The organism is Pseudomonas sp. 1912-s (assembly GCF_029269205.1).
Taxonomy (GTDB): Bacteria; Pseudomonadota; Gammaproteobacteria; order Pseudomonadales; family Pseudomonadaceae; genus Aquipseudomonas.
Genome location: NZ_JARIXR010000043.1, coordinates 1 through 23,447, shown reverse-complemented (window position 1 = coordinate 23,447; position 23,447 = coordinate 1). Strand labels below are relative to the sequence as shown.

The window sequence follows — 23,447 nt, the reverse complement described above, 5'->3', positions numbered from 1 at the left end:
ATTCAGTCTAGAGAATCCGGGGCGATTCATTCAGACGCCGGAAGATAGCCGTACTCTAGTATTTGCGGATGGGGCAATGCTGCATCCGCAAACACCATGATGGATATTTACGTATTTTATTCGTCTAGCTTGTAAGTCCCGTATGGGCCATTAACAGGGTAATAGTCTCCGCTAGGGTTTTTTGATACGAAAAATAGATAACGCTTTCCAATTTCACAGCAGTCGGGTTGCGCCTCGGGAATTGTACCATTAAATGTTACCTTGATTTCCTTGGGGGGTACCCCTTTCAATACTATGGTGGGTGAAACTACCGCCAGGTCGTATCCAAAGTCCTGCGAATTTTTTATGACTTTTGTAATAGTTCCAACGATGACTAGCTCAGAGGATTTTACTTTTTCCTCAAGAGGGAACTGTCTTAAATTAAGACAGAAGGCGGAGTTGCTGATAGTGCTAAGAAATAAAGCAGTTAGTATCGTATATGCTTTGGTCAATGTTTTCATATTTATTCCTTATGATTGATGTCATTGATTCTCAAAGGTTGGTTCTTTATTTCCTGCCTAACTTTATTCTCATTAGAAACTGCATTCCCTGTATCAGAGCCTACCATTCGCGGTATGGCATGACCTACCAGTTCGTGCATAAGCGCCGCCCCGGCATCGGGATTAACGGTTCCTCCGCCTTGAGCACTGTAGTTTGTTATTTCGCTGCCAATAGTTATCAAATGAGCCGAACCATCCCCAAATGAGGTGGTGGCGGCCCCGCCATAATCAGATATGTTAACGTTTCTACCTTCCTGCGCACTGTAAAGCGTGTCGCCAAGTTTAATATATGCTGAGTTTTTACTTGATATGGCTTGCTCCAAACGGCGGCTATAATATTCAGAGCCGCCGGAGTTGTTTTTTTCTCCGGTAGTTTCCAGTCGATTTGAACTATTGAAGGCAAATGTTTTTGAAGCGTAGCTGTTAATCATGTTCGCAATTACTTGATTGTTTCTACTATCTACCGAAACAGCTTCCCGTCCATCCGGATCAACAAAGCGATACGGATTGTTGTTGGTGTAAGCATAGCGATTAATGCTGTGAATTTTGTTTGGGGTAGGATCTTGAGGGTCCACCCCCATAAAGCGTCCGAGCACTGGATCGTAATAGCGGGCGCCCATATATGAAAGGCCAGTCCCGTCGTCGAATGGTTTTCCGTGGTACCCGATTTTATTGCTGCTGCTCGGTGCAGACTGGTTGAGCTTCTCGCCGTACGGCTTGTAGTTTTCTTTCCACAAAAGGTTTCCCGCTGCGTCGCTGGCCGCCATGGGGCTGCCAGAAATATCGTTATGAAAATAAGTAACAGTATCAGCTAGTGCAATGCTGTTGAGCATCGCCGCCAACAATGTGACGCCGACTCGTTGGCCTAGCTTCTTCAATACATCCATATAGGTGGCTCCTTGACCCGCACTCATGGACTGACCTGCTGCGCAACGCGCTTGTCACCAAGATAGAAGTATTCAGTCAGTTTGCCGCCATCCAGTTCGATCAACTGTTTGCCGTCCGAATCGTACATCTCGTACACCTTGCCGCTGGCCTTGACCACAGCACTCCGGTGGTTGAGGCCGTCATAACTGTATTCAACTTTGGCTGCTGGGTTGATGCAGTTGATACAGGTGAGATTGGGCACGTCGTTGTAGATATAGGTGTTGCCTTGACTGCTATTCACGTTGCCATAGACGTCGTACCCGTAACTACCAGTTCGCAGGCCGCTCACGCTGCTGAGGCGGTTATTGGCATCGTAGGTATAGGCCAGGCTGGCTTGCCCCAGCGTTTGGTTGATCAGATTCCCGCCACCATCATAAGCAATATTGCCTTGGCCCCAGAAGCCGGCGACATTGGTGAGGCGGTTAATCCCATCATAGCCCAATTTGCGATTGAAGCTGGCGTCGACATCGTCACTGATGGTGGCCAAATTGCCGATGCCGTCATAGGTGTAGTTGCTGTTGAGGTAGGTTGCGGTAAAAGGCTTCTCCGTAGTGAAACTGGCCGGCCACAGACGGCTGTTTTGCCCGTAGCGAGATACGTTGCCGTTTTTATACGTGATGCTTTGGATTAAGCCGGACGGCCAGTATTTTATGTCATTGATGTAACCGGACACGGTGGTTGGGCGGCCCAGCGCATCTGGAACGTAACTCACCACACGGGATGATTGGGGGTAGGTGGTACTGCTTAGACTGTCGTTGCCGTCATAGGCGAAGTGGGCAGTGAATACACGGCCGTCCAGTGCCAGGCTGTCCTGTACTAAATTGTCGGCCGCATCATAGGCAAAACTACGGTTTCCACCTGCGCTGTTGCTGCTCAGTAGCTTGCTATTTTTATTGTAGGTATTGGTTATGGCCGGGGTTGCACCGGGATAGGTCGTTGAGGTCAGTCGATCCAGAGCGTCATAGGTATATTGGGTTATACCGGATGCCCCCACTTGCTTGCTTGTCATATTTCCGGCGAGGTCACGACCGTAGGTGGTCAAGCCGGTTTCTGGATTGGACGCGCTGTTCAGGTAGTTATGGCTGTCGTATCCGTAAGTACGTTTAAGCCCAGCTTGCGTAACCGCTGTCATCAGATCGTTAGCGCCGCGTTCGATGGTCACATTGGCGGAGGCTTCCGGTGTAGCGATGGCCATCAGCAGTTGCTGATCGGGGTCACCATACGATCGATAGGTGTAGGTGGTGAGGTTGCCACGCTCATCCGTGACGGAGGTAGTAGCCGGGCCATAGCTGTGGGTCTGAAAGGTACCGTCGGCGTTGGTCTGACGCGTTAGTCGATTGAGAGCATCATACATATAACTGGTGCCAATCATCGCACCTGGATTGGACTCAAAGGTCTTACGCCCTAAGCCATCGTAGGTATAGGTACGGGCGATACCCGCCAGAGTAATGCTCGCGGTGCGGCCGAACGGATCGTACTGTGTGACCTCGACCAATGGGCCGCGTGTGATGGTTTTGCTGGTAGGGGTGTAAACGATAGTTCTAGGGTTACCCAGCGGTGGCGTGATCGAGGTGACCCGGTTCATGCCGTCATAAGTATAGAGGGTTGTTCTACCTTCGCCATTGGTTTGCGCTGTGATGTTGCCGGCGTTATCGACCACGCGAGTGATGTTGATGTTTTCTGGCCGGTTTTCAGTTTGGGCGATGCCCCGCTTGTAACTACCGTAGGTGTAAACGCCGCCCCTAGGGGTGGTTTTGCTAGCGATGTTGCCCTGAGCGTCATAGGTAAGACTGGTAGTGATGCCGTCGCGAGTTTCGGTCAACACATTGCCATTGGCATCGAAGGTTCGGGTGAGCGATTTACCTGGGGAAGTTTCGCTCGCAACCTTTCCTATGATCCATTTGGTAGGATCGTTGAAGTAAGTATAGGATGTGATGCGGCTACCTCCGTTGGGCCCGCTCTCTGTTTTAGTAGCAGGGTTACCATAGGTATCGAAGTTTGAATAAGTGGTGTTGCTACTGACGCCGTTACGCGAAATAACCTTGTTGGATAAAATAGGAGCCCAAGAGTACAAGTCCCAAATTCCCCCGGTATCTCGGACAGCAACAGCGGCTGTGCTCATGATACGTTTGTCCCACGTATAAGTTTCTGTATTACCTAGAGGGTCAGTCAAAGACATAAGTTGACCGATCTGCCAAGCATTATTTTGATATTCAGCTGGGGTTGGCTGAGATGCTTGGTATCGCATTTTAAATGCAGCCCCCATATATTTATAGGTATAGCTTCCTTCTGGAGCACTCACTACGGTGGTATCGTAGGTGCCGACTCCACGGGAGAATGCGTACGTCCATTTAGCGCCATTGGAGAGCGTTCTGCTGATGACGCGCTCTCCTTGTTGAGTGAACAAAGTCCAGCCAGAGCCGGAAGTTATTCTGTCAGCGTATGAATATGTACCATATTCGTAGCTAGCGGTTCCGCCCGTAGGATTAGTGAGCTTGACGAGTTTACGCGGCAGGGCGGGCACCATTGTACCGTTCGCAAATGCTATATCTTGAAATGCTCCAGGAGCATAGCCGTATGACCAAGCTTCCCCCTCTGGAGAGACAGCTTTTATTAATGTTGGAGTGTTATTGCTGTCAAAGTTTTGATAGGTATAGCTCCAGCGCCTACCAGAGTTATCTGTAATTGATGTGAGTTTCTGAGTGGCACTATCGTAATTAAAGTCAATCTTTCGACCATCGCTCGAACTTATTGATGTTAGCAACGAGCCCGATGCTTCTACAAACTGCATCTCGACAAGGGGTGTGGGCGAATATGGCACATAACGAGCACTACTGGCAGGGGGTTGCGTGTTATAAGGCCAAGGGGGGATTGCTGCCCCAACGTTTTTGTACGAATAGGTTAAAGTGTTCCCTGAGGCATCTCTGGCAGAGTTTGCTAAAAAATATGTCTCGTATGGCAGAGGTAGCTCGTTATCAAATGTTTGAGCGTCATAGTTGGTTTGTTTGTATATGCCGACCTTGCGAGCGCTGTATAGTCCGAAGTCATACGTTATACCATCCGGAGAACTAGCTGTCATACGACCACCGACGCAGCTTATTTTCCAATTGCTTTTAGTGTATGCAGTTTGGTTTGGGGCCGAAAATATTTCTTCCTCGTCTCCATTTGGGTGTTGTAGGGTCGGTCCTCCCCATATCGATGCTGTCGCCAAAGAAGAATTACATAATAAGTCAAGACCGGTCGGCGAATAGTATGGTTTTTCGTCGGCGTCGAGAGAATACGAATGTTTGCTTAATATTTTAGGTGCGGCACTTACTGTCCAGCCAGGCCCCATAGCTGCCCATCGATGCGAAAAGCTATGAGTGGCAATTAAACCGGATGATGCCGATAGCATGTCGTAGCGTCGCCAAACTTCCAAGTTAAGGCCGCCATTTCCTGGGATAAAGACATCTCTATGTTGTACGACAAGATTCCCATTTCTGGTGTCGATCCGATCTGCCTGAACATCAGAATTAAGTAGTGTGAGAGTTCGTGGTCTTGTTTTATCTGCATCCTCACTAAAAGCTGAGTTGCATAATCCGCTTCCCATGAGAATAAGTCCTGCAAGAGACATGAACTTGGGTTTTAAATATTTTGAGTAGTAAAGTGCGGGAAGGGGGGGAGGAAGTTTTGTAATCTGTTGAGATTCATTTTTTTGCATAGGTACTCTTCCAGTGAGCATTGAGAGTTGCAGCCATCTTCTCCTCTATCCACAGAGCTCGTTAATTTGGACGGCAGCGGTGCGGGTAAGCAGCAGAGGCCACCTGTGCTCAGGTGGCCGTTGAGATTCTAGAAAAACAAAAAGTTATCCGTCAAGATAATTTGTAAAGCGTTCTCATTTCTGTTTTCGGCGCTGATTTTACTTGGGTTTATGACGTGTGCCAGCATCCGTACGCTGCCTGCGTGAGTTCTACTAGAAACGGTGCATCTTTATAGACTATCCCGTTCGTTAAGCCTTTTTGTCCCAACAGTTGGGAGGGATAATTGGCCTTGGATGGGGGAAATACGGAGAAAGTGTAAAAAATTTACCAACAAAATCAAATTGTTACTTATTTTTAGGGGGGGCGTCAGTGGTTTCTGAAATAAATGAAGTCAACAGATGCGAGCGATGGTGACGGTTGCATGTCAATAAATTGAGCTTCGGGGTAATGGGAAGCCGGTGCCTGCCTCTCAGTTTGTGGGTGCTAGCAGGCGTGCTAATCGATTTGCTCATCCGGCAATCAGCACTAATGACGAGAAAAGTTTGATCCGCGGACGCGGTGAATAGACCTGTTGTTTGTCGAACAATTTATTCCTGGCCGCCTGGTGGGCGCCAGATTGTGCGCGATTCGTAATCGCTTGCGTACGCGCACCCTCCATATTTCCAGATCGGGAAGTGGGGGGCTAGGAATGCAAAAAATTATGCGTCTGCACGACTCGTCACGTATTCTAATTTCCATTGTTCTGTGCCTCGGGTCGGAATGCTGATTGTGGTGTGAGTCACTGTCATGACTGAAATCGTGAGTCCAGTCGGAGATGTACGGGCCGTATTCCTGCTGCTTTCAGAGTCATTTTGGTTAAGGTCTGTGGGTATTGGTTCAGGGCCCTAGCGTTCGAATGTTAGTCAGTCGCTTTGAAAAACGACTAGGTCAATCCAGCCGTCGTCTATTTTTTTCAAACTTGAAATCTAGATATCCAGGGCTTGGATCGGTATCACAGGGAGCGAAGGTTGATTTCCATCATGTACCAAAAAGCACACACTTCGAAGCGCCAGAAAGGCGCTGCCCTACTCCTTGTGTTATGGGTAATAGCTATTTTAGGGGCTGTGTCGATTGGGGTTTTGACGAATCTCCGAATCGAAACTCTTCAGGGCTACAACGAATTGCAACGCAGTAAAGCATTGATCGCCGCTGAGGGCGGCATTGACATGGCTGTAAAAATGCTTGTCAGTGATTCGGGTGACTTGGTTCCTAGTGGAGATATTTTTCCTTTTGAGCTAGACGGTATTCGCATAACTGTGAGGGTGCGCAGTGAGCATGGGAAGTTGGATATTAATTTTTGTCAGCTGGATAGCTTTTCCAGCTTGCTACTCTACTTCGGCGCGACTCCCCAGCAGTCTACCTCTATCACCAATCAGCTTTACGAGCGTCGAAATCAAGCGAAACCCTTACGTCATCTGGAGGAACTCATGGACTTTTCGCCTATGAGCGACGAACTTTATGAGAAAATTCAGCCCTTCATTACTCTCTGGAGTGGCAGGGGTGTTCCAGACGCAGCATATACTGCTGAACCACTGCGCCAGGCTTTGCAGCTAAAGACGCTAAACGGGGTTATGAGCAACCCAGGATCGGTCGTTGCCATTGAGTCTTACGCGAAGCTTAAAGACGGGTTTGAAGCAGGCCTGCGGACAGTTGTTATGATTGGCGCAACTGGCGATCGAGACCAGCTTTATAGCGTGTACAGGTGGAAAGAAATTTCGAGCATCATAGGGCTGTAGTTCCAATTGCAAACTGTTATCATTTCCTTGGGGCAAAGGTTTGCCCCAATCTCAACGTCCCTATACCGTGAGTTTCAGACGAAATGGATATCATCACTCGCTTGATAGGACACCTTGTGGCACGGGGTGCGTTGGGGGCTGAAGGGGTTGAACAGTTAACTCGGCTCCGCGCTGCTCAACCTGATATCGCTGTTCCAGAGTTACTGAATCGATTGGGCCTAGTTTCAGAGGGGGATTTAGCGTCTGCGTGGACGGATCTACTGGGTTGGCCTCGTTATACCGATTATTCAGTAGAAGGTTCGGTTGACCTGCCGGCGCTTCCTCTGAGATTTTTACGTAACTACTCTGTGGTACCAGTCGGTTTTTCCTCAAAAAATACTCTAGATGTCGTCGGTTCAAACCCCTTGAGCGATTACGCGTTCAAGTCGATTGAGTATGCAACCGGATTTAGCATCCGGCCGTTGGTGGGTCTGCAAAGCGAAGTTGATCATTTGATTGAGCGCACTTATGGCCAAGGTCGAACCGCAATGGGTTCATTGATCGATCACTTTGATGATGTCATTCAATTGGATGATATTGATCACCTCAAAGATCTGGCGTCTGAAGCTCCAGTGATCAAATTGGTTAATCTGGTCCTTCAGCGCGCGGTTGAGATGCTTGCTTCAGACGTACACATTGAGCCGTTTGAAAATCGATTGACGGTCCGTTACCGAATTGACGGCCTACTCCGAGAGTCTGAATCTCTTCCTGTAAGTTCAACTGCCGCAGTAATTTCACGTATTAAAATTATGGCAAAATTGGATATCGCCGAAAGGCGTTTACCGCAGGACGGTAGAATCGGTTTCAGGGTTCAAGGTCGGCAGCTGGATCTACGAGTATCGACCCTTCCTACTAGCTTTGGTGAGTCGGTGGTTCTACGTCTCTTAGACCGGCAAACGATAGCATTCGACTTTACTGACTTGGGTTTTGACGGTGTGCGCCTTCAGCGGTTTCTTGAGGTGTTGCACCGCCCTCACGGTATTCTGCTGGTTACGGGGCCTACCGGTTCGGGCAAAACCACCACGCTTTATGCTGCACTATCTCGCCTTAATACTCCAGAACGCAAGATTATATCTGTTGAAGACCCTGTAGAGTATCAACTCGATGGGATCAACCAGCTGCAGGTTAAACCGGGTATAGGTTTAGACTTTGCGGAGGCATTGCGCTCTATCGTCCGTCAGGATCCTGATGTGATTATGATCGGTGAGATTCGTGACATAGAAACGACCCGGATCGCGATCCAGTCGGCACTTACTGGGCATTTGGTACTTTCCACCTTACACACCAACAGTGCCTGCGCCAGTATCACAAGGCTCCTAGATATGGGGGTCGAGAGCTTTATGTTAGCGTCGACTATTAATGGAATTCTCGCTCAACGATTGGTGCGACGGCTCGACCAAACGCAATGCGAGGTGTTTGATGCCCCCGCAGAGTTAGTGGCCGAACACAAGCTTGATCAGCACACGCTTGCGCGTCCAATAAAGCTCTATAGACCTCGACCGGGGGCCGCGAACGGTGGTTACCACGGGCGCGTGGCTATTACCGAGCTATTGGTCATGTCTGATGAAATTCGTACGTTGCTGATGAAAAAAGCAGATACCAGTACGTTGGAACAAGCTGCCCGGAAGGGAGGGTTGCGTACTCTATACGAAGATGGTTTACGCCTTGCTTTGACTGGAATTACAAGCTTGGAGGAAGTACTTCGAGTAACCCGGGATGATGGAGCCGCAACGTCATGACATTGTTTCGTTACAAAGCCCTGGATCGCGAAGGGCGCAATGCGGACGGTCAGATGGAAGCTAATACGATCGACCAGGCCATCGATAAGCTTCAGGAAACTGGATTATTAATCGTGGAAATCCAGCCCTTAAGTACGTTTTTACGTGTTGAAAGGTTATTTAAAAAAGGCAGCATTTCCAGTTCAGAACTAGTGCGGTTCACCCAGCAGTTGGCGACGTTGATTGACGCGGGACAGCCATTAGAAAGCGCCCTTGCTCTTTTGGCTCGTCAATCACAAGGGGGCACCGGTGAACTAGCAAAACGTTTGCAAAAGCAGGTTAAAAGTGGGGCAGCGCTCTCGTCGGCGATGTCGGAAGAAAGTCAAACATTTTCTAGTTTTTACCTAAGCCTAGTTCGCGCCGGAGAAGCCGCTGGAATGCTTGGGCAGACACTATTGCAGCTAGAAAAATACTTGGAACGCTCGCAATCCCAGCGTGGCGAGTTAATCAGTGCCTTGATTTACCCTGCGTTCTTGGTGGTAGGGGTACTTGGATCCCTGGTGCTGTTAATGGCGTATGTAGTTCCCCAGTTTGTGCCGATATTTAGAGATCTAAATGTCGCGCTTCCGTTGATAACTACCGTAATTCTCGCACTGGGCGAGTATCTCCTTGATTGGGGATCCTATCTCTTGTTTCTAGGCGGGATGGGTATTTTATGGTTTAGATATATTCTACGAGATCCTATAAGGCGGGTATCGCTAGACAGTCGGTTGCTGCGTACGAAGGTTTTAGGACCCTTATTTCAAGGGATTGAGACAGCACGCTTCGCGCTCATGCTTGGAACGTTACTTGAGCGAAAAGTCTCACTGTTATCCGGTATGAGTATCACTCGGAAAATTTCCAATAATCTCGCAATCCAGGCAGCACTGGAGCAAGCGACTCTCCATACGAAAGATGGGCATTCATTATCTGTCGCGCTTGAGCTGACAGCTATATTTCCTGAGTTAGCTGTGCAAATGATCGGCGTAGGGGAGCAAACCGGGCGGTTGAGTGAAATGTTGCTTAAGCTTGCGGATGTTTACGACAAAGAAACCCAACGTGCTCTAAAGCGTTTTATGGCCGCATTGGTACCTATATTGACTCTGATTATGACGGTTATAGTCGCTGTCATCATGCTTGCTATCATGCTGCCTCTCATGAGTTTGACCAGTAATATCTAAAGGAAGAGAAAGCGAATATGCGTTATAGAGTACAACGTTTAGGCCGATACCATCGAAGCAAAGGTTTCACCCTACTTGAAATGTTAGCTGTCATTGTGCTATTAGGCATCGTAGCAACTCTCGTTGTACGTCAGATAGGCGGCGGTGTTGATAAGGGCAAATATGGAGCTGGAAAGGCGCAATTAGCCAGCTTGAGTATGAAAATCGAGAATTACTCGATGGACGTCGGAACTCCTCCAGCCAAACTTGAAGACTTGATAGTTAAACCCTCCATGGCCCAATCGTGGCAAGGCCCGTACGCGAAGAAAAGCGATCTCCGAGATCCATTCGGTCATGCGTTTGGCTATAGGAGCCCGGGGGAGCACGGTAGCTTCGATTTAACTTTTTTCGGCCGTGACGGTAGTGAAGGTGGGGAAGGTCAGGATGCCGATCTGGGCAGTTGGGAATAACTCGCGCCAGGATGGGTTCACAATCCTCGAACTTTTGGCGGTATTGGTTATTGTGAGTATGGCTTTCACGCTACTTGCCTCTGGGGTTTCTAGAGGCCTCAGTAGTGTTCACGAACGTCAGAGTATTAATGATTTATTCTATGCCCTCAAGCAAGCGCGAGCGCAAGCGATAAGCGAAGGTTATTCGACATCAGTAAAATTTGACTCTCAAACGTTATGCTATAGAGTTGATCAAAAGACCCCTCGTTGTTTCGAGCGTGACATACAGTTGCAAATAGAAACTGCAGCTGGCGAAATAAATAGAGAAGGCGCTATGCTGTTTTATTCAGATGGTAGTTCAAGTGGCGGTAACTTGAGTTTGAAGAGTAGCTCTCGTGAGGTGCTTATAAATGTAAGCTGGCTCACCGGTAGCATACAGCTCTCGGAAAATATGAAATGAGGTTCCGCCGCGCGACGCAGTCAGGGTTCACTCTGATAGAAATGCTAGCAGCCATAACGCTTTTTGCTTTGGCTCTTGGGATTTTTATGAGTGCCATGGGGCACACTCTACAGCGATATACGAAGAGTGAATTGAAGAGTCGAATGGGGTTGTTAGCACGGTCTCTTATGGCTGAGCAAGCTTCAGGGCACCTGGAGTCAGCGGTCAATGAAGGACACATAAGTGGGGTTTTTTGGCGCATTGAGTGCGAAGAGCTTGAGGCGCAGTCCGGCGTCCGGCTCTTTCATGTAACGCTTACTCTTCGTCAAGGTCGAACTGTAGAAATTTTTAATACTTTGCGTGTTAAACCCTTGAAGATGGGGCAATAATTGTGACACGTATGAGGGGATTTACGCTGTTTGAGGTGATGATTTCGATCAGTTTACTCGGTGTCTTGTTTTTGCTGGTGTCCAGCGCCTTTTTCAGCGCCAACCGCATGGTAGGAAGCACTGAACGATATGCGCTCCGGGTTGATGAGATACGTGCATCCCAGCATTTTCTAAGGGAGGCACTTCAGGGAGTGCGCGCTATTTTTTGGCCAGTGGAAATGGGGGAGAATGGGAAAGTATTTGAGGGTGATTTTCACCGCATTAGATTTGCCGCCCCCGCACCGGCCAGCGTGGGAGAGCGGTTGAAAATTTACCAACTGGAATCATCCAAGATTGGTATTAGTGAGTTTCAATTGCAAATCAGTTTCTTCGAACTTGACAGTTTGAAACCTTGGGGGAAGACCCAAGTATTAATGAGAGACTTGCGACAGGTTCAATTGAGTTATAGCGGTTTAGATGAAAGGAATACCAACACTGGCTGGCTAGCTAAGTGGCCTTGGCCGGAGCGGTTGCCGCAGTTTGTACGTATCGAGATTGAGGTAGATGGGCCCGTGCCTTGGCCATCAATGACTGTCGCATTGCGATCGGGCATACCGCCAACTTCAGTTAGATGAGGAGGATAAGCCATGTTTCTATCTCTAGTTAACTCAATCCGTTACGAGATCAGTAAGCGCTGGAGGCATTCGTCGTTTCCGAAGTTTTTTGCTTGGTGGAGTGATACGCTTCTGGGCTGCTTATCACCGAGCATCCGTCAACGGCTAATTGGTCGTAATCATACCCAAATCATTCAATGGCCATTGTGCCCATCCCAAAATTTTGAGAAGCAACGAGCTGTAACCCTAATTCTAGATATAGATCGAATTCTGCGGTGTGATTTCCACTTACCTTTAAATGTCGCGCAAAACCTCAGGTCTGTATTGAGGTTTGAGTTGGATAGGTTGGTTCCATTTAATTCGGATCAGGTCTACTTCGATGCATGTTTTAGTACTTCCGAAAGTTCAGGTGTAATACACGTGCTGCTGGTCGTCATTGAGCGAAATCGTCTTGACTTGGTTGTTGATGAGGCTCATGCGTTGGGGCTTCAGGTGAGCAAGATCGACGTATTGGACCACGAAGGGCGGCCCCTAGGCCTGAATTTATTGCCGAAGTCGCTTCGAGCAACTCAAGCGATTCGTTTGCAACAATACAAGGTTGTTCTAAGAGTTAGTATACTGGTAGTTACGCTGGCAATTTTGACTACATGGGTAGGTAATCGGGAGCGGGGAGTGATAGATAAACGTGCTGAAGTGAGTCTGCTGCGTAATCGCGCAATGGAAGTGGACGGGATGCGTAAGCAAATACAGGCTCGTGCAGATATGGATAATGCTATTAATTTGCGAACCCATCAAGCTCAGGAAATCTTGACGCTCCTTAATAGATTAACTAATTGCATCCCATTAGATACTTGGCTTGAGCAGTTTGAGGCCCGCGTTGACGGCTCTCTAACCCTTAGCGGCCTGAGCCGCCATGCCGGCTCACTCCCTGCTGAACTTGTGCGTTGTGCAGATCTTGAAAAAGCAAGCTTTCAGGGGGGCGTTCAGCCAGATACTGGCAGTGGTATGGAGCGTTTTAATATTCTGGCACATCGACGCAAGTTAGAGGGCTAGGTATGCAGATGGGACAACAGCGCCAGAGGGTATTAGCTATTTCGCTAGTATTTATATTCGGCGTTTTTTTCTATATATCGTTAATTCATTGGTGGTTAGTTGCTCCTCTAATGGACATGGCGGATGAAGACGTCGTGCTACAGGCTTCCTACCAGCGCTACATGACTCTGGAAGCTCAACGCGGGCCTGTCCAGAGTCGCCTCGAAGCGTTACAGCAGCTTTCAGTACCGAGCGTTGGACTGTTGAATCCAGGAGGGCCTGAAGTTGCAATAGCTCAACTGATGCAGTTGGTTCTGGAGCGTTTATCATCCACGCCCTCTTCTGGAGTTGCTTGTACAGTTTTGAACCGTACGCCTTTGGCTGCAACCGCCGATAATTCACTCATAAAAGTAAGAGTCAATGTTGATCTAGAGTGTGGTATCGAGTCCTTGGCGGGCACACTTCATAAGTTGGAGGGTGAAATGCCGTACTTAACAGTTGAAACTTTGAGTGTTCAGCGCAGAGGGGCGATACCTGGCACTTCGTTACAGGATAACCGTCTAACGGTGAAAATGCAGATAAGTGGATTTCAGGCTATGACACAGGTCTCCATAAAATGAATGAGCGCCAGATACTTTACAGAGCCATAGCTCCTCTTGCTTTGATTTTGTTTGTGTTAATCTGCGTTTGGGGGATCATGCTTAGCGGATGGGGCGCTAGTAAGAACTGGAACGAAATTGTTTTAACCCCTCAGATACCATTGACGGCAATATCTCCAGAGGTTAAAGCGGCTCCCGTCAACCCGCCACTCCATGAATATGTCCAAGTGTGGTCAGCCTCTTTATTCAATATAGAACGCAAACCTGATGCGACCAGCGTTGTAGCCATACAAGAGGTTGCCGAGCCCTCTCTAAATAATCTGACTTTGACAGGTGTTGTGGTTGCCAATGGTATAAAGATTGCTTTGTTCAAAGAAAACAATGGCGAGGCATTTACAGTGAGAGAGGGGAGTGCCCTCCCCAGCGGTTGGGTTGTTGCTAGTATAAATGAACGACAAGTTGAGATAATATATAGGCAAAGCCGGCAGACATTGGTGATATCGAGCCCTAGGTTATCAATGAAACTCCCAAAAATTTAATTTTATAACTATCAAGGACTGAAATTCGTGGTCAATCGCTTGGTTCTTTCTTGCATTGTATCGATGCTGATACAAGGCTGTTCTAATTCTTCCCATCAGACAATCTTGGACGGGAATCTTATCCGTGAGGGGTTGGTTGGTACTGAAGGCGACAACGCGATTTCAGTCCCGCCGAATACTCACGTATTGGTCGGAAGTGCTCAGGTTTCTCCTCAGCCCCCAAAACAACAAATTATTCGGGGAAATCAACAGTTTGTTGGAACGATTTCCGCGCGCCCTCAGCGTAAGGTCGATAATGGAGAAGATAAGGTTACTTTCAACTTTTCTAATCAGCCTATCAATGCTGTAATCAATACTATTCTGGGAGACTTGCTTAAGGAGGATTACAGTATTTCCCAGGGTGTTACCGGTGATGTTTCTTTTTCAACGGCGAAACCGGTTGACCGGGGGCAGGCATTGTCTATTCTGGAAACGTTGCTGTCATGGACTAATAACGCGTTAGTGCAGCAAGGATCGCGTTATTTAGTTGTGCCCTCTAGTCAAGCAGTGGCTGGCCAATTAACACCTCAACGACGGATGCCGGCTCCTAGCATAGGCTTAAGTGCTAGGCTATTCACTCTTGACTACATCTCGGCAGTTGAAATGCGAAAGTTGCTAAAGCCGTTTGCCAAGGAAAACGCTTTTCTGCTCGTTGATCCTGCGCGTAATGTCTTAGTTATGGCCGGCACCGCTGATGAGTTAGAAAATTATCAAGATACCATCGATACATTCGACCTTAATTGGCTTAAAGGAATGTCGATCGGTGTCTTTGGTCTCCAACGTGCTAGCGTGGGGGAGTTGATGCCTGAGTTGAATCAGCTTTTCGGCCCACGTAGCGGCACGCCGTTAGCTGGTATGGTACGTTTTTTACCGATAGAGCGAACCAATGCCATCGTAGCTATCTCCTCTCAACCTGACTATCTGAAAGAAGTTGGTCGTTGGATCGATACAATTGATCAAGGAGGAGGGTACGAGCCACAGATGTATGTGTACGACGTACGAAATATGAAAGCTGTTGATTTAGCTCGTTATTTACGTCAGATCTACGGCAACGCCGGAGCCGAGCGATCGGAGCGAGCTCAAGTGGCACCCGGCCTACGCACGGTAACGCTTTCGTCAGGTAATGCCATGGGGGGGCTTGCCGGTGGGTTATCTTCTAGTGTCGCCAATAATAGTCCCGAGTTGGAACCTAGGAGAGACCCTTCTGAGTCCGAAGGGTTATTGGAGGAGCAAAACGAAGATGCTCCTGGCCATAATCCGTCGAGCTCAACTCAATCTGAGAGTCCTGTTCGAATCACCGCACAAAAAAGCAGCAATCAGTTGTTGGTTCGATGCAGGCCAACCCAGTGGCAAGAAATTCAAGGCGCGATACGTCGACTGGACAATCCACCTTTGCAGGTGCAGATCGAAACACGCATTCTAGAGGTAAGTTTGACGGATGGTATGAATCTCGGCGTGCAATGGTACCTCGGGCGTCTGGCGGGTAACTCTGCAACGCCAGGCATCCAGAATGTATCGGGCAATCAGGGGGCATTAGGCTCGGGAGGGGCAGCGCTGAAAGCGACTGATACCCTGTTCTATTCGTTTGTTAGCAATAATCTCCAAATTGCACTCCACGCGCTAGAGAGCAGCGGTAATACACGAGTTCTTTCGGCACCCTCGCTTGTGGTGATGAATAATCAGAATGCTCAAATTCAAGTAGGGGATAATATTCCGATTAATCAGACGACTATAAACTTGGATAATACTTCGGTTAGCACTAGCAGTGTACAATACGTTCAGACTGGGGTAATTCTAGATGTTGTACCACGCATTAATCCCGGCGGTCTTGTTTATATGGATATTCAGCAGCAAGTAAGCGATGCAAGCGCGCTTGTGGACAGTAATGGAAATCCAAGCATTTCAACGCGATCGGTCTCTACGCAAGTAGCAGTTCAGAGTGGCCAGACAGTTCTGCTTGGCGGCTTGATAAAGCAGGACGAGACGAAGAGGGATAATAAAGTCCCCTATTTAGGTCGCGTTCCGGGAATAGGTTGGCTTTTTAGCGATAAGCAAAGTAGTCGAGGTCGAACGGAGTTGATCGTTTTGATAACACCAAGAGTTATTGGCGACTCCGAAACTGCTAGGACTGTAACCGATGAGTATCGTCAGAAAATGCAACTGATCCAATCCCTGTAGGTGACGCTGGAAATTATAGCAGGGGAGCGCTGCGCGGGTTACGGAGACATAGCATTTCTGGATGTTGGCTCCACGCGCTTTTGTTTCCAACGGATCAGTGATGCCCACCCACTGCGCCAAGGTAGAACGGGCGATGGGCAACCTGGCGCGGCCAAAGATTTTCTCTTGGCGATACAGCGGTAGATGGTCGGCGAACTTGGCCACCATGATTTGGGCCAGCAGGCCCGCTGTCGGGATGCCTTTGTCGATGACGTGCGCCGGTACCGGCGCCTGGATTAGCGTTTCGCACTGTTCGCAGGCCCACTTTCCACGGATGTGGCGCTCGACGGTGAACACGCCGGGCGTGTAGTCGAGCTTTTCGCTGGCATCTTCGCCGATGCGCTTGAGAGCGCAGCCGCACTGGCAGTGGCTGTTGTCCGGTTCGTGATGGATCAGCGTGCGAGGAAACTGCGGTGGCAGAGGTGCGCGCTTGGGTCGCTGGCGTACTTTGGCTTCGACTGGTGCCGGTTGCAGCGCCTCAAGTTCGGCTTCGATAGCGGCGATATCCGTATCGATCAAGTCGTCGAGCAGGCTGGCTTGATCCGGGCTCAACTGCTCGCTGCGCTTGGCAAACTTGAAGCGTTTGAGCAGTGCGATCTCGTGGGCCAGTTTCTCGTTGACCGACTTGTGATGAGTGATTTGCGTAACCGTCTGGCAAAGTCATCTATTCGATTAGGGGCATCATGGACTAGGTGCTTCAGGGCGGTAGGCATAGGAAGCTCGACGTTTTGGGGCGACCCATCAAGCCAAACGCAGGTGTCGAGCATTACTAAATGCGTTGTAGCCCTTGTCAGTTTGCCGATTACTAGACTTGGCTGTTGCAATCACCGGATAATGGCCTATCAACATACAGGAGCGTAAAATGTCTCGTCTCGCAGAATTCCGTCAGCTTGAAAAACACCTCTCTGAGCAACTGGCCGCTCTTGAGGCTATGAAGAGCGACGAAGGCCTGAAGAAAGAGGTCGAGTTCGAAACCAAACTCCGCGCACTGCTCGCTGAGTACAGCTACAGCCTGCGCAACGTGATCGCTATCCTTGATCCTCAGGCATCCTCACGCGCTCCTACCGCGGCCGCTCCAAAGGCTGTGCGCAAGGCACGTGACGTCAAGATCTACAAGAATCCGAATTCCGGTGAGTTGATCGAAACCAAGGGTGGTAACCATCGTCAGCTGAAAGAATGGAAAAACGAGTTCGGCGCTGACGTTGTTGAGTCCTGGCGCACTCAGTAAGACTGTTTGAGTACAAACAATCAGGGCCCTGCGGGGCCCTTTTTCATGAGATATGGATATGTTCAATTTTCTGAAGGACGGGTGTATGCGTCCGGCCAAGTCATCTACCCAAGCCCGCAAAACCAAGAGAAGGTGTGCACTTTAATTTAGGTGGACACCATCGCCTTAAGCGATGGCATCAGGAAGGTGTGTTGCCCGGACGGTTACGACCCAAAGAACAATCTGAAACGCCAGCATTGTTAATGGCTTATGAGGTAGCAACTTGGGCCAGTTAAGTGTCGGTAACTGGGTCAATTCTGAGCTGGCGATAACACCTGGTACTTATGATGCCGCTGTTAAGTACATCGGCCAACGCTTAGTGCCATTAATCACGACACCGTGCCCTGAATAGCTAAAGTGATCCATCAGTCGGACTTTCAGAACGGTGTGCTTGCTCTCGCACGAACCAACGCTGCATTGGATCTTTCGTAAGCGTCCGGCAAACACACCTTCCTGACCACAACGCTTAGGGCGATGGTGGACACATTTCTAGCCCATTAACCGTCCGCACGGCACACAATCTGGACACCTTCGCTTGTGGCGATAGTGTCCGCCTACGCGGACTCAAATACCCTTATTGACTAGGCTCGGAAGGTGTGTTAGCCGCCCCCTTACTCTCTAGCTTATGCTAGATTACTTCGGCAGACGCTTAACTAATTTTTCGGGGAAATGCATGGCAACAGAGCACCATAGCGGTAACGACGCTAAAACCCTGGCTTCGGGAATAGCATCAGGGATTTTAGAGAAAGTGTGGGACTTTAGCTGGTGCCTAAAAGCAATCTACGTGGGGCTTTTTGCCGACATAGCATTGATTGCTCTAACGGGCCAAGGATTGACCAATTCCTCGTTTAATTCCGAAGCTGCACTTGCCAATGCAGGCAAAATACTTTGCACATTGCTCGCATTCGTGTCCTTCGTTTCCCTAATCATTCCAGTCGTTGTCCATATCCTCAACGTCGCCGCTCAGCGTACTCATGATTACCATCAATTGCCTCCGGATTGCGTATTCCCCAAAGATCTAAAGAGGCTAGCGCTAGAAGGTAAGGATGATTTCTTGTTGAAACTTTGTCTTCAACACAACCAAGACGTTAAAGAACGGCAGAGCAAAAAAAACGATGCAAGAACGCTGCTCGTCGGCCTGACAGGCTTGGTCGTGACAGACCACATCGTTGGATATTTCTATCAAACTGCATCGATCATGACACAGCTCCAGTCGCATTTAACTTGGGGCTTGACTGTCATACTGCTGCTCGCTCTCTATTATGGAATTGCGTGGACGTATGAAGAAGACGTAAAGAATAGATGGATTTTCTATCCCCCGCTGGCCGCTCAACAACGCAATGCAGAGAAGGAGGCCGAAGATCGCCTGCAGGAATCTAGTCGGAGATATGAAGAACAACAGCGGGTTATACGTCAGTCAGATGATTAACACTGGGTGCAGTTAGATCGAGCTATTTTTCAGAGCGCTGCTTTCTCTTTGGCGAGCGCGATTTTTCAAAGTTTCTTCTCAAGCGACACCTTTGGCCAAGTGTCACATAGGTTATCTATGCCACTGTCCCCGCACTTCGCGGGGCGATTACAAGTCATATACCGGGACTTCGGTATGCTTGCGACTCGGGACATATGCCAACTGAACGCGCTGGGATCGCGCAGCGCATCGACCAGGGGCTGAAGCTGCACGCCGGTTTGACCCACCCAATGCGCCAGTGTCGAGCGCGGGATGGCCATGCCGGCACGGCCGAAGATCTTTTCCTGTCGATACAGCGGCAGGTGGTCGGCGAACTTCGCCACCATCACATGCGCCAGCTGGCCGGCAGTGGGGATGCCCTTGTCGATCACCTGGGGCGGTACCGGGGTCTGGATGAGTGTTTCGCAATGCCGGCAGGCCCATTTCCCACGCACATGCCGTTCGACGGTGAACACGTCTGGCGTGTAGTCCGGCTTTTCGCTGACGTCTTCACCGATGCGCTGAAGCTGGCAGCCGCAAGCGCACTGAGTGTTGTCAGGTTCATGATGGATCACAGTGCTCGATAAAACTCCAAGGCCTACAACTGCACGTAGAGAATTAATATGATTTTAATGATTTACAGGTACGTGTAAAGAATCCAAATAACGCATCAACGAATCACCAATATATTTCAGTTGATTTTTACTTAATCTGTGAAGATTATAAGCAACTTGGCTAAATTTTTAGAGGTTGCCGCCATGGACAAGCTGTAGTTTCAGGTCTTGAGCAGATGGATAATTATAATGGCTCGTGTGGCGCTAGCCGAGATTGGCATCTTGATAGGATGAAAGAACACTCGGTAAACCTTGAAGAAGCACGGAAAGGGTTTGACTTGCTGAAGCGTCCGCCTGCTTTGCTAGACGCTTTTTTGAGTGGCAATGCCGCAAAGGTTGAGGAATTCTGGTTCTGTGTGCGAGACGATAGGATTAGTATATCAACTGATGAGCAGCTCTCGAATGTAGATGTGAAACTGCTTGTCAGCGAAAGCTAAACTGGCCTTACCAGTGCAAGACGAACACGGTCAACAGCATGCTCAAGCTCATCAAGGCTGCGGAGGCCGCCAGCGCAGGCAACGAAGTGCTCCAGACCGCGCTTTATGGCAAACGTAAGCAGGTCTACGCTCTTCACCCTATCTGAAAGCGTGGCGCGACCTAGGGGTCGTCCCAGCCCTCCTAGATCGATGTTTCCGGCCTAAGGGAAGCCAGCGGGCGTGCATATGAAGCGATCAGTGATTACCGTTTGCGGGCAAAACTGCAAGCGGAGCGCGCCGGCCCAGGAAGGGCAGAGGCTTGAGGATGAAAGCCCGGAGGGCCAAAACCTGGCGCAGCCAGGGGTTTGGTTTACGACAGCCGTACCCCGAAGGGGGCAAGCCCTGAATTGTCAATTAGAGCTTGCCCGTTTCCGGGCGATATCAAAGTCCTCATCCCTTAATCGCTGAAGTTCTAACAGCTCTGTTTCGTATTCTTCAATAGCGAGACCTGCCTTGAGTCGACTGAGTAATCCGCGCTGCTTACGGTCGAATAGCTGCATGGCTGAGGCTAAGTGCACTGACGATACTGTCGCAGCGTAATTAGCGACCTTCTTGAATGCCAGGTGAATGTAGCGCTCAACAGCCTCTGCAGACTTGTGTCCCGTCCACATCATTACTTCGGTAATGAAGGTTTGGCTGCTCAGCAAGGACTGCCTGAATTGATCAGGATTTTCTAGCTCATGCTGTTTAATCAGCTGGACAAATTTATTCGTAATGAAGGCATGCCGGAACATATGCGGAAATATTTTTTCTTTAATACCAGCCGCCTTTTTCAGAAGAGAAATTTCCGAGGTGATTGTGTCCGGGGATATACCCTTTGCAAAAGTTTGTGATATGAACAGAAAGCCATCGTCTACTTTTCCCTTGACGATCTTTCTGCGCATGAAGTCCATGTGCTTTTTGATATCGCTGAGAACCATTTTGTGAACAGGAATAAACCGCTGGCTTGACACCCCTTGCTTCCAAGTCTCTAGCCTAAGCATTGGCTCATCCATCTCCAGTGCATTAAGGATGTCTTTAACAAATATTCTCGAAATTTCTCCCCTGCGTGCACCGGTGTGCTCTAACAGCAGAAGCATGATCTTTCTTCTGGAGTCAATAAATCGTGATTTGGAATCCCTGTCCACCGCATCCAACAGGCGCTTTATGTTTTCGTCTGAAATCGGGAATATCGAGCGAACCCGTCCGCCAAGGCTCAGCGAGTGATGATGTACAAACTCTTTTTTCAACGAGCGGCCATTACGATATTTAATCGTAAAGGCGTGCATGGTGATTCTGATCGTCCCGCCGACAGCGACAAAACTTGGGTTCTCGTGAAGCCTACCGACAAACTCCAGAAAGGCTAGGCAGACTCGACCTATGCCTAGAATTGTAGGCTCAGTTCTTTTATTGGCGGTTGGATAAATTCGAGACTTTTCGTCCCTTAGTGAATCGATAAACTCTGTAAACTTGGAGTCAGTCAGGTGAATGAAGTCGATGTTGGCATAATAGCAATAACGAACCAGGTGGCTTATCTTGGAGGCGTACTCGCCGAAGGTTCCGCCTTTAGAGCCCCGTGTTGATAGGTTGCGGTTGCCGTTGCGACCAGGCCGTTCCATCATCGACAGAATGTACTGATTCACCGGCACACAGGGCGCACCGTTCGGCCAAGTTACAAATGGGACATTGTTGAATGTCCTTGTCTCAATCGTTCCCAGCGCCATGTGGGAAAATAGCGTCGTCTCTTCCAAGACCGAGAACAGCTGGTTTTGACTTTTCTTCGTCATCTTCTGTATTCATCAAGGTTTACAACAGAAGGGCCATTGGGCGCAGGAATCTTGTCGTAAGGTGGGGCGTTCAGCGATGCCATCGCTGTCAGCGCTTTGATGGCCTCCTGTGCCCTTAGTGACCTGACACCAGCGTTTGGCGCATCCCTGACACTTTTGATGTGATCGCGAGCATTGCCTAGAGCATGAAGCAGTGTGAGGTTCGTTTTTTGGTGCAAGGCCAGTTTCTGCTCCAATTCTGCGACTCGCAGCGATAGACCCACCTTGGTTCGCTTATTGGAGCGCTCCTCGCGTCGCTCTGCGGCCTCTAGCGCTTCAAGGGCCGCGACACGAAGTTTATTCAGTCCGTCGAATCCCGTAGGCAGGTTACTTTCCGCATAAGTCTTCAGAGTGTTCAGGCTGACAGGATTAGTTGTCTTCGTCTCTTCGCCTACGGTGAAACTGAAGTTCAGAGCTGCCGTTGAGCTCTGACTTTTCAGGGCTGCCACCAGCTCTTTGTTGCCTCTAAAGGTGTCGGGAGCCCTACGGATTTTTTCCAGGCACTCAACCAGTGTGAAAAGCGCCGAAGTGTTGCGCTCTACACGAGCATCAGTCTTCTTCATGCTGTCACCTGCTTGACACGAGCTACTACCTTGAAGCGTTGACCTTCACCATCCTCGATGAATTCCGGCTCAATCTCCACGGAGCCTTCTTCCATGAGATCTGAAAGGTAGTCTTCGAGCTCCTCGGTGTCGACAATGGTGAAATCCTCAGTACCGTAGCGAGCTTTCAACAGGGCCGCTAGGCTTTCAAAGCTGGCTTCATCGCCATTGTGGAGTGCTTCGGCCACAAACTGCGCTTTTGCCCCACGCAGGGTGGCACCGTCCATAGACTCGGTGAGGTAATGCCAGACATGCTTCACATCGGTATGTCCTAGCATCCATTGCAGAGTTTCAAGCCCACCGAAACTGCTGGAGTAGAAGAAAAGCATGGCGAAGAACCTGCGAAGCTGATGTTGGCGAATGTAATAACGCTGCCCGTCTTCGTTCGTTTGGGTTTCGAAGTAATCACAAAAAAAGTCGAGATTCTGGTTGAAGCCATACACCGAGACCTTGGAAAACGCGGCATTGCCCTTACCGGAAGGGCTTGCGAAGAGACCTTGGAGTTCGCTAATGAATCCAACCCGTTTCAAGATTTTCTGCATTCCGACTAGATTTTTAATCATCTTCACAGCGATTGGTTCGATTGGCCTTACTTCCACCTGCCGAGTACCGAACAAGTTGTAGGTGCTTTTTCGGTTAACAAACACCAGCCACTGTTCTGAGACATCCAAGCAGTCCTTGGCATGCAGATCCAGCAGTTCACCGATATGAATCGCCCCGGGTTTCGTAGACACCTCTTTGCCTTAAACTGAGGTCAATTAGGAGGTGCCATGAGCAACCCGCGTTACCCCGAAGAATTCAAAATCCAAGCGGTCAATCAAGTGACCGAAAAGAAGCTGCCTGTCGCTGATGTGGCGGCGCGTCTTGGCGTGTCGTCGCATAGCCTCTATGCCTGGATAAAGCGCTACAGCAAACCTCAAGGAGAACGGAAGCAAGACGATGATCAGCACGCTGAACTGCGTCGTCTGCGAGCCGAACTCAAGCGGGTCACCGAAGAGCGAGA

General features: G+C 49.3%; 20 protein-coding genes and 2 pseudogenes. 14 read left to right on the top strand and 8 right to left on the bottom strand.

Annotated elements, in window-relative coordinates:
- Window positions 1-116: 116 nt before the first annotated feature.
- The 3 genes from P3C29_RS30185 to P3C29_RS30175 are packed head-to-tail and all read right to left on the bottom strand — an operon-like array spanning window position 117 to window position 5,166.
- Complete coding sequence (locus P3C29_RS30185; protein ID WP_275966204.1) at window positions 117-500, bottom strand: hypothetical protein; 384 nt, start codon at window positions 498-500, stop codon at window positions 117-119.
- 2 nt (window positions 501-502) lie between these two features.
- Window positions 503-1,426 (bottom strand): RHS repeat-associated core domain-containing protein, encoded by a 924-nt coding sequence (locus P3C29_RS30180; protein WP_275966203.1) that lies wholly within the window; start codon window positions 1,424-1,426, stop codon window positions 503-505.
- A gap of 23 nt (window positions 1,427-1,449) precedes the next feature.
- A complete protein-coding gene (locus P3C29_RS30175; protein ID WP_275966202.1) occupies window positions 1,450-5,166 on the bottom strand; it encodes a hypothetical protein in 3,717 nt (1,238 codons plus the stop codon).
- Between the two features lie 1,047 nt (window positions 5,167-6,213).
- Between P3C29_RS30175 and P3C29_RS30170 the strand changes: the two genes are divergently transcribed.
- From P3C29_RS30170 to gspD, 11 genes are all read left to right on the top strand, one after another.
- Window positions 6,214-6,981, top strand: a complete 768-nt coding sequence (locus P3C29_RS30170; RefSeq protein ID WP_275966201.1) for a general secretion pathway protein GspK — start codon at window positions 6,214-6,216, stop codon at window positions 6,979-6,981.
- A gap of 83 nt (window positions 6,982-7,064) precedes the next feature.
- Window positions 7,065-8,759 carry an ATPase, T2SS/T4P/T4SS family gene (locus P3C29_RS30165; protein ID WP_275966200.1) on the top strand — a complete coding sequence of 565 codons (1,695 nt, stop codon included), beginning with the start codon at window positions 7,065-7,067 and terminating at the stop codon, window positions 8,757-8,759.
- Complete coding sequence (locus tag P3C29_RS30160; RefSeq protein WP_275966199.1) at window positions 8,756-9,958, top strand: type II secretion system F family protein; 1,203 nt, start codon at window positions 8,756-8,758, stop codon at window positions 9,956-9,958. Before P3C29_RS30165 ends, P3C29_RS30160 begins: the two co-directional genes overlap by 4 nt.
- Window positions 9,959-9,975: 17 nt before the next feature.
- Window positions 9,976-10,407 carry a type II secretion system major pseudopilin GspG gene (gene gspG / locus P3C29_RS30155; RefSeq protein WP_275966198.1) on the top strand — a complete coding sequence of 144 codons (432 nt, stop codon included), beginning with the start codon at window positions 9,976-9,978 and terminating at the stop codon, window positions 10,405-10,407.
- Window positions 10,382-10,846, top strand: a complete 465-nt coding sequence (locus tag P3C29_RS30150; RefSeq protein ID WP_275966197.1) for a GspH/FimT family pseudopilin — start codon at window positions 10,382-10,384, stop codon at window positions 10,844-10,846. Before gspG ends, P3C29_RS30150 begins: the two co-directional genes overlap by 26 nt.
- Window positions 10,843-11,214 (top strand): type II secretion system protein, encoded by a 372-nt coding sequence (locus tag P3C29_RS30145; protein WP_275966196.1) that lies wholly within the window; start codon window positions 10,843-10,845, stop codon window positions 11,212-11,214. The genes P3C29_RS30150 and P3C29_RS30145 overlap by 4 nt, the downstream gene beginning before the upstream one ends.
- Before the next feature lie 11 nt (window positions 11,215-11,225).
- Window positions 11,226-11,828, top strand: a complete 603-nt coding sequence (locus P3C29_RS30140; RefSeq protein ID WP_275966195.1) for a prepilin-type N-terminal cleavage/methylation domain-containing protein — start codon at window positions 11,226-11,228, stop codon at window positions 11,826-11,828.
- 12 nt (window positions 11,829-11,840) lie between these two features.
- Window positions 11,841-12,860: a PilN domain-containing protein gene (locus P3C29_RS30135; protein ID WP_275966194.1), complete on the top strand. Its 1,020-nt coding sequence runs from the start codon at window positions 11,841-11,843 to the stop codon at window positions 12,858-12,860.
- A 2-nt stretch (window positions 12,861-12,862) separates the two neighbouring features.
- Window positions 12,863-13,459 (top strand): type II secretion system protein GspM, encoded by a 597-nt coding sequence (gspM, locus tag P3C29_RS30130; RefSeq protein ID WP_275966193.1) that lies wholly within the window; start codon window positions 12,863-12,865, stop codon window positions 13,457-13,459.
- Window positions 13,456-13,977 carry a type II secretion system protein N gene (locus P3C29_RS30125; RefSeq protein WP_275966192.1) on the top strand — a complete coding sequence of 174 codons (522 nt, stop codon included), beginning with the start codon at window positions 13,456-13,458 and terminating at the stop codon, window positions 13,975-13,977. The genes gspM and P3C29_RS30125 overlap by 4 nt, the downstream gene beginning before the upstream one ends.
- Window positions 13,978-14,004: 27 nt before the next feature.
- On the top strand, window positions 14,005-16,194 hold the full coding sequence (gspD, locus tag P3C29_RS30120; protein ID WP_275966191.1) for a type II secretion system secretin GspD: 2,190 nt from the start codon (window positions 14,005-14,007) through the stop codon (window positions 16,192-16,194).
- A 102-nt stretch (window positions 16,195-16,296) separates the two neighbouring features.
- Here the strand turns inward: gspD and P3C29_RS30115 are convergent.
- A pseudogene (locus P3C29_RS30115) lies at window positions 16,297-16,860 on the bottom strand (IS66 family transposase zinc-finger binding domain-containing protein); the annotation flags it as partial.
- A gap of 235 nt (window positions 16,861-17,095) precedes the next feature.
- Here P3C29_RS30115 and P3C29_RS30110 point away from each other — a divergent pair.
- Together P3C29_RS30110 and P3C29_RS30105 are read left to right on the top strand one after the other, a co-directional pair.
- Complete coding sequence (locus P3C29_RS30110) at window positions 17,096-17,461, top strand: histone-like nucleoid-structuring protein, MvaT/MvaU family (RefSeq protein WP_275966190.1); 366 nt, start codon at window positions 17,096-17,098, stop codon at window positions 17,459-17,461.
- A gap of 712 nt (window positions 17,462-18,173) precedes the next feature.
- Window positions 18,174-18,929, top strand: a complete 756-nt coding sequence (locus tag P3C29_RS30105) for a hypothetical protein (RefSeq protein WP_275966189.1) — start codon at window positions 18,174-18,176, stop codon at window positions 18,927-18,929.
- A 215-nt stretch (window positions 18,930-19,144) separates the two neighbouring features.
- On the opposite strand, the pseudogene P3C29_RS30100 reads toward P3C29_RS30105, so the two are convergent.
- The 4 genes and pseudogenes from P3C29_RS30100 to P3C29_RS30085 all read right to left on the bottom strand — a co-directional run.
- A pseudogene (locus P3C29_RS30100) lies at window positions 19,145-19,525 on the bottom strand (transposase); the annotation flags it as partial.
- 862 nt (window positions 19,526-20,387) lie between these two features.
- A complete protein-coding gene (locus tag P3C29_RS30095) occupies window positions 20,388-21,803 on the bottom strand; it encodes a site-specific integrase (protein WP_275966188.1) in 1,416 nt (471 codons plus the stop codon).
- On the bottom strand, window positions 21,800-22,405 hold the full coding sequence (locus P3C29_RS30090; RefSeq protein ID WP_275966187.1) for a hypothetical protein: 606 nt from the start codon (window positions 22,403-22,405) through the stop codon (window positions 21,800-21,802). The genes P3C29_RS30095 and P3C29_RS30090 overlap by 4 nt, the downstream gene beginning before the upstream one ends.
- Complete coding sequence (locus tag P3C29_RS30085; protein WP_275966186.1) at window positions 22,402-23,178, bottom strand: hypothetical protein; 777 nt, start codon at window positions 23,176-23,178, stop codon at window positions 22,402-22,404. Before P3C29_RS30085 ends, P3C29_RS30090 begins: the two co-directional genes overlap by 4 nt.
- A 36-nt stretch (window positions 23,179-23,214) precedes the next feature.
- On the opposite strand from P3C29_RS30085, the gene P3C29_RS30080 reads away from it, so the two are divergent.
- Window positions 23,215-23,447: transposase (locus tag P3C29_RS30080; protein ID WP_275966185.1), on the top strand; the 233-nt coding region annotated here is incomplete at its 3' end.

Excerpts from the sequence above, each read along its gene's own strand:
- P3C29_RS30185 (WP_275966204.1), bottom strand. The coding sequence starts at position 500 with ATGAAAACATTGACCAAAGCATATACGATACTAACTGCTTTATTTCTT.
- P3C29_RS30180 (WP_275966203.1), bottom strand. The coding sequence starts at position 1,426 with ATGGATGTATTGAAGAAGCTAGGCCAACGAGTCGGCGTCACATTGTTG.
- P3C29_RS30175 (WP_275966202.1), bottom strand. The coding sequence starts at position 5,166 with ATGCAAAAAAATGAATCTCAACAGATTACAAAACTTCCTCCCCCCCTT.
- P3C29_RS30165 (WP_275966200.1), top strand. The coding sequence starts at position 7,065 with ATGGATATCATCACTCGCTTGATAGGACACCTTGTGGCACGGGGTGCG.
- P3C29_RS30160 (WP_275966199.1), top strand. The coding sequence starts at position 8,756 with ATGACATTGTTTCGTTACAAAGCCCTGGATCGCGAAGGGCGCAATGCG.
- gspG (WP_275966198.1), top strand. The coding sequence starts at position 9,976 with ATGCGTTATAGAGTACAACGTTTAGGCCGATACCATCGAAGCAAAGGT.
- P3C29_RS30150 (WP_275966197.1), top strand. The coding sequence starts at position 10,382 with ATGCCGATCTGGGCAGTTGGGAATAACTCGCGCCAGGATGGGTTCACA.
- P3C29_RS30145 (WP_275966196.1), top strand. The coding sequence starts at position 10,843 with ATGAGGTTCCGCCGCGCGACGCAGTCAGGGTTCACTCTGATAGAAATG.
- P3C29_RS30140 (WP_275966195.1), top strand. The coding sequence starts at position 11,226 with ATGAGGGGATTTACGCTGTTTGAGGTGATGATTTCGATCAGTTTACTC.
- P3C29_RS30135 (WP_275966194.1), top strand. The coding sequence starts at position 11,841 with ATGTTTCTATCTCTAGTTAACTCAATCCGTTACGAGATCAGTAAGCGC.
- gspM (WP_275966193.1), top strand. The coding sequence starts at position 12,863 with ATGCAGATGGGACAACAGCGCCAGAGGGTATTAGCTATTTCGCTAGTA.
- P3C29_RS30125 (WP_275966192.1), top strand. The coding sequence starts at position 13,456 with ATGAATGAGCGCCAGATACTTTACAGAGCCATAGCTCCTCTTGCTTTG.
- P3C29_RS30110 (WP_275966190.1), top strand. The coding sequence starts at position 17,096 with ATGTCTCGTCTCGCAGAATTCCGTCAGCTTGAAAAACACCTCTCTGAG.
- P3C29_RS30105 (WP_275966189.1), top strand. The coding sequence starts at position 18,174 with ATGGCAACAGAGCACCATAGCGGTAACGACGCTAAAACCCTGGCTTCG.
- P3C29_RS30095 (WP_275966188.1), bottom strand. The coding sequence starts at position 21,803 with ATGACGAAGAAAAGTCAAAACCAGCTGTTCTCGGTCTTGGAAGAGACG.
- P3C29_RS30090 (WP_275966187.1), bottom strand. The coding sequence starts at position 22,405 with ATGAAGAAGACTGATGCTCGTGTAGAGCGCAACACTTCGGCGCTTTTC.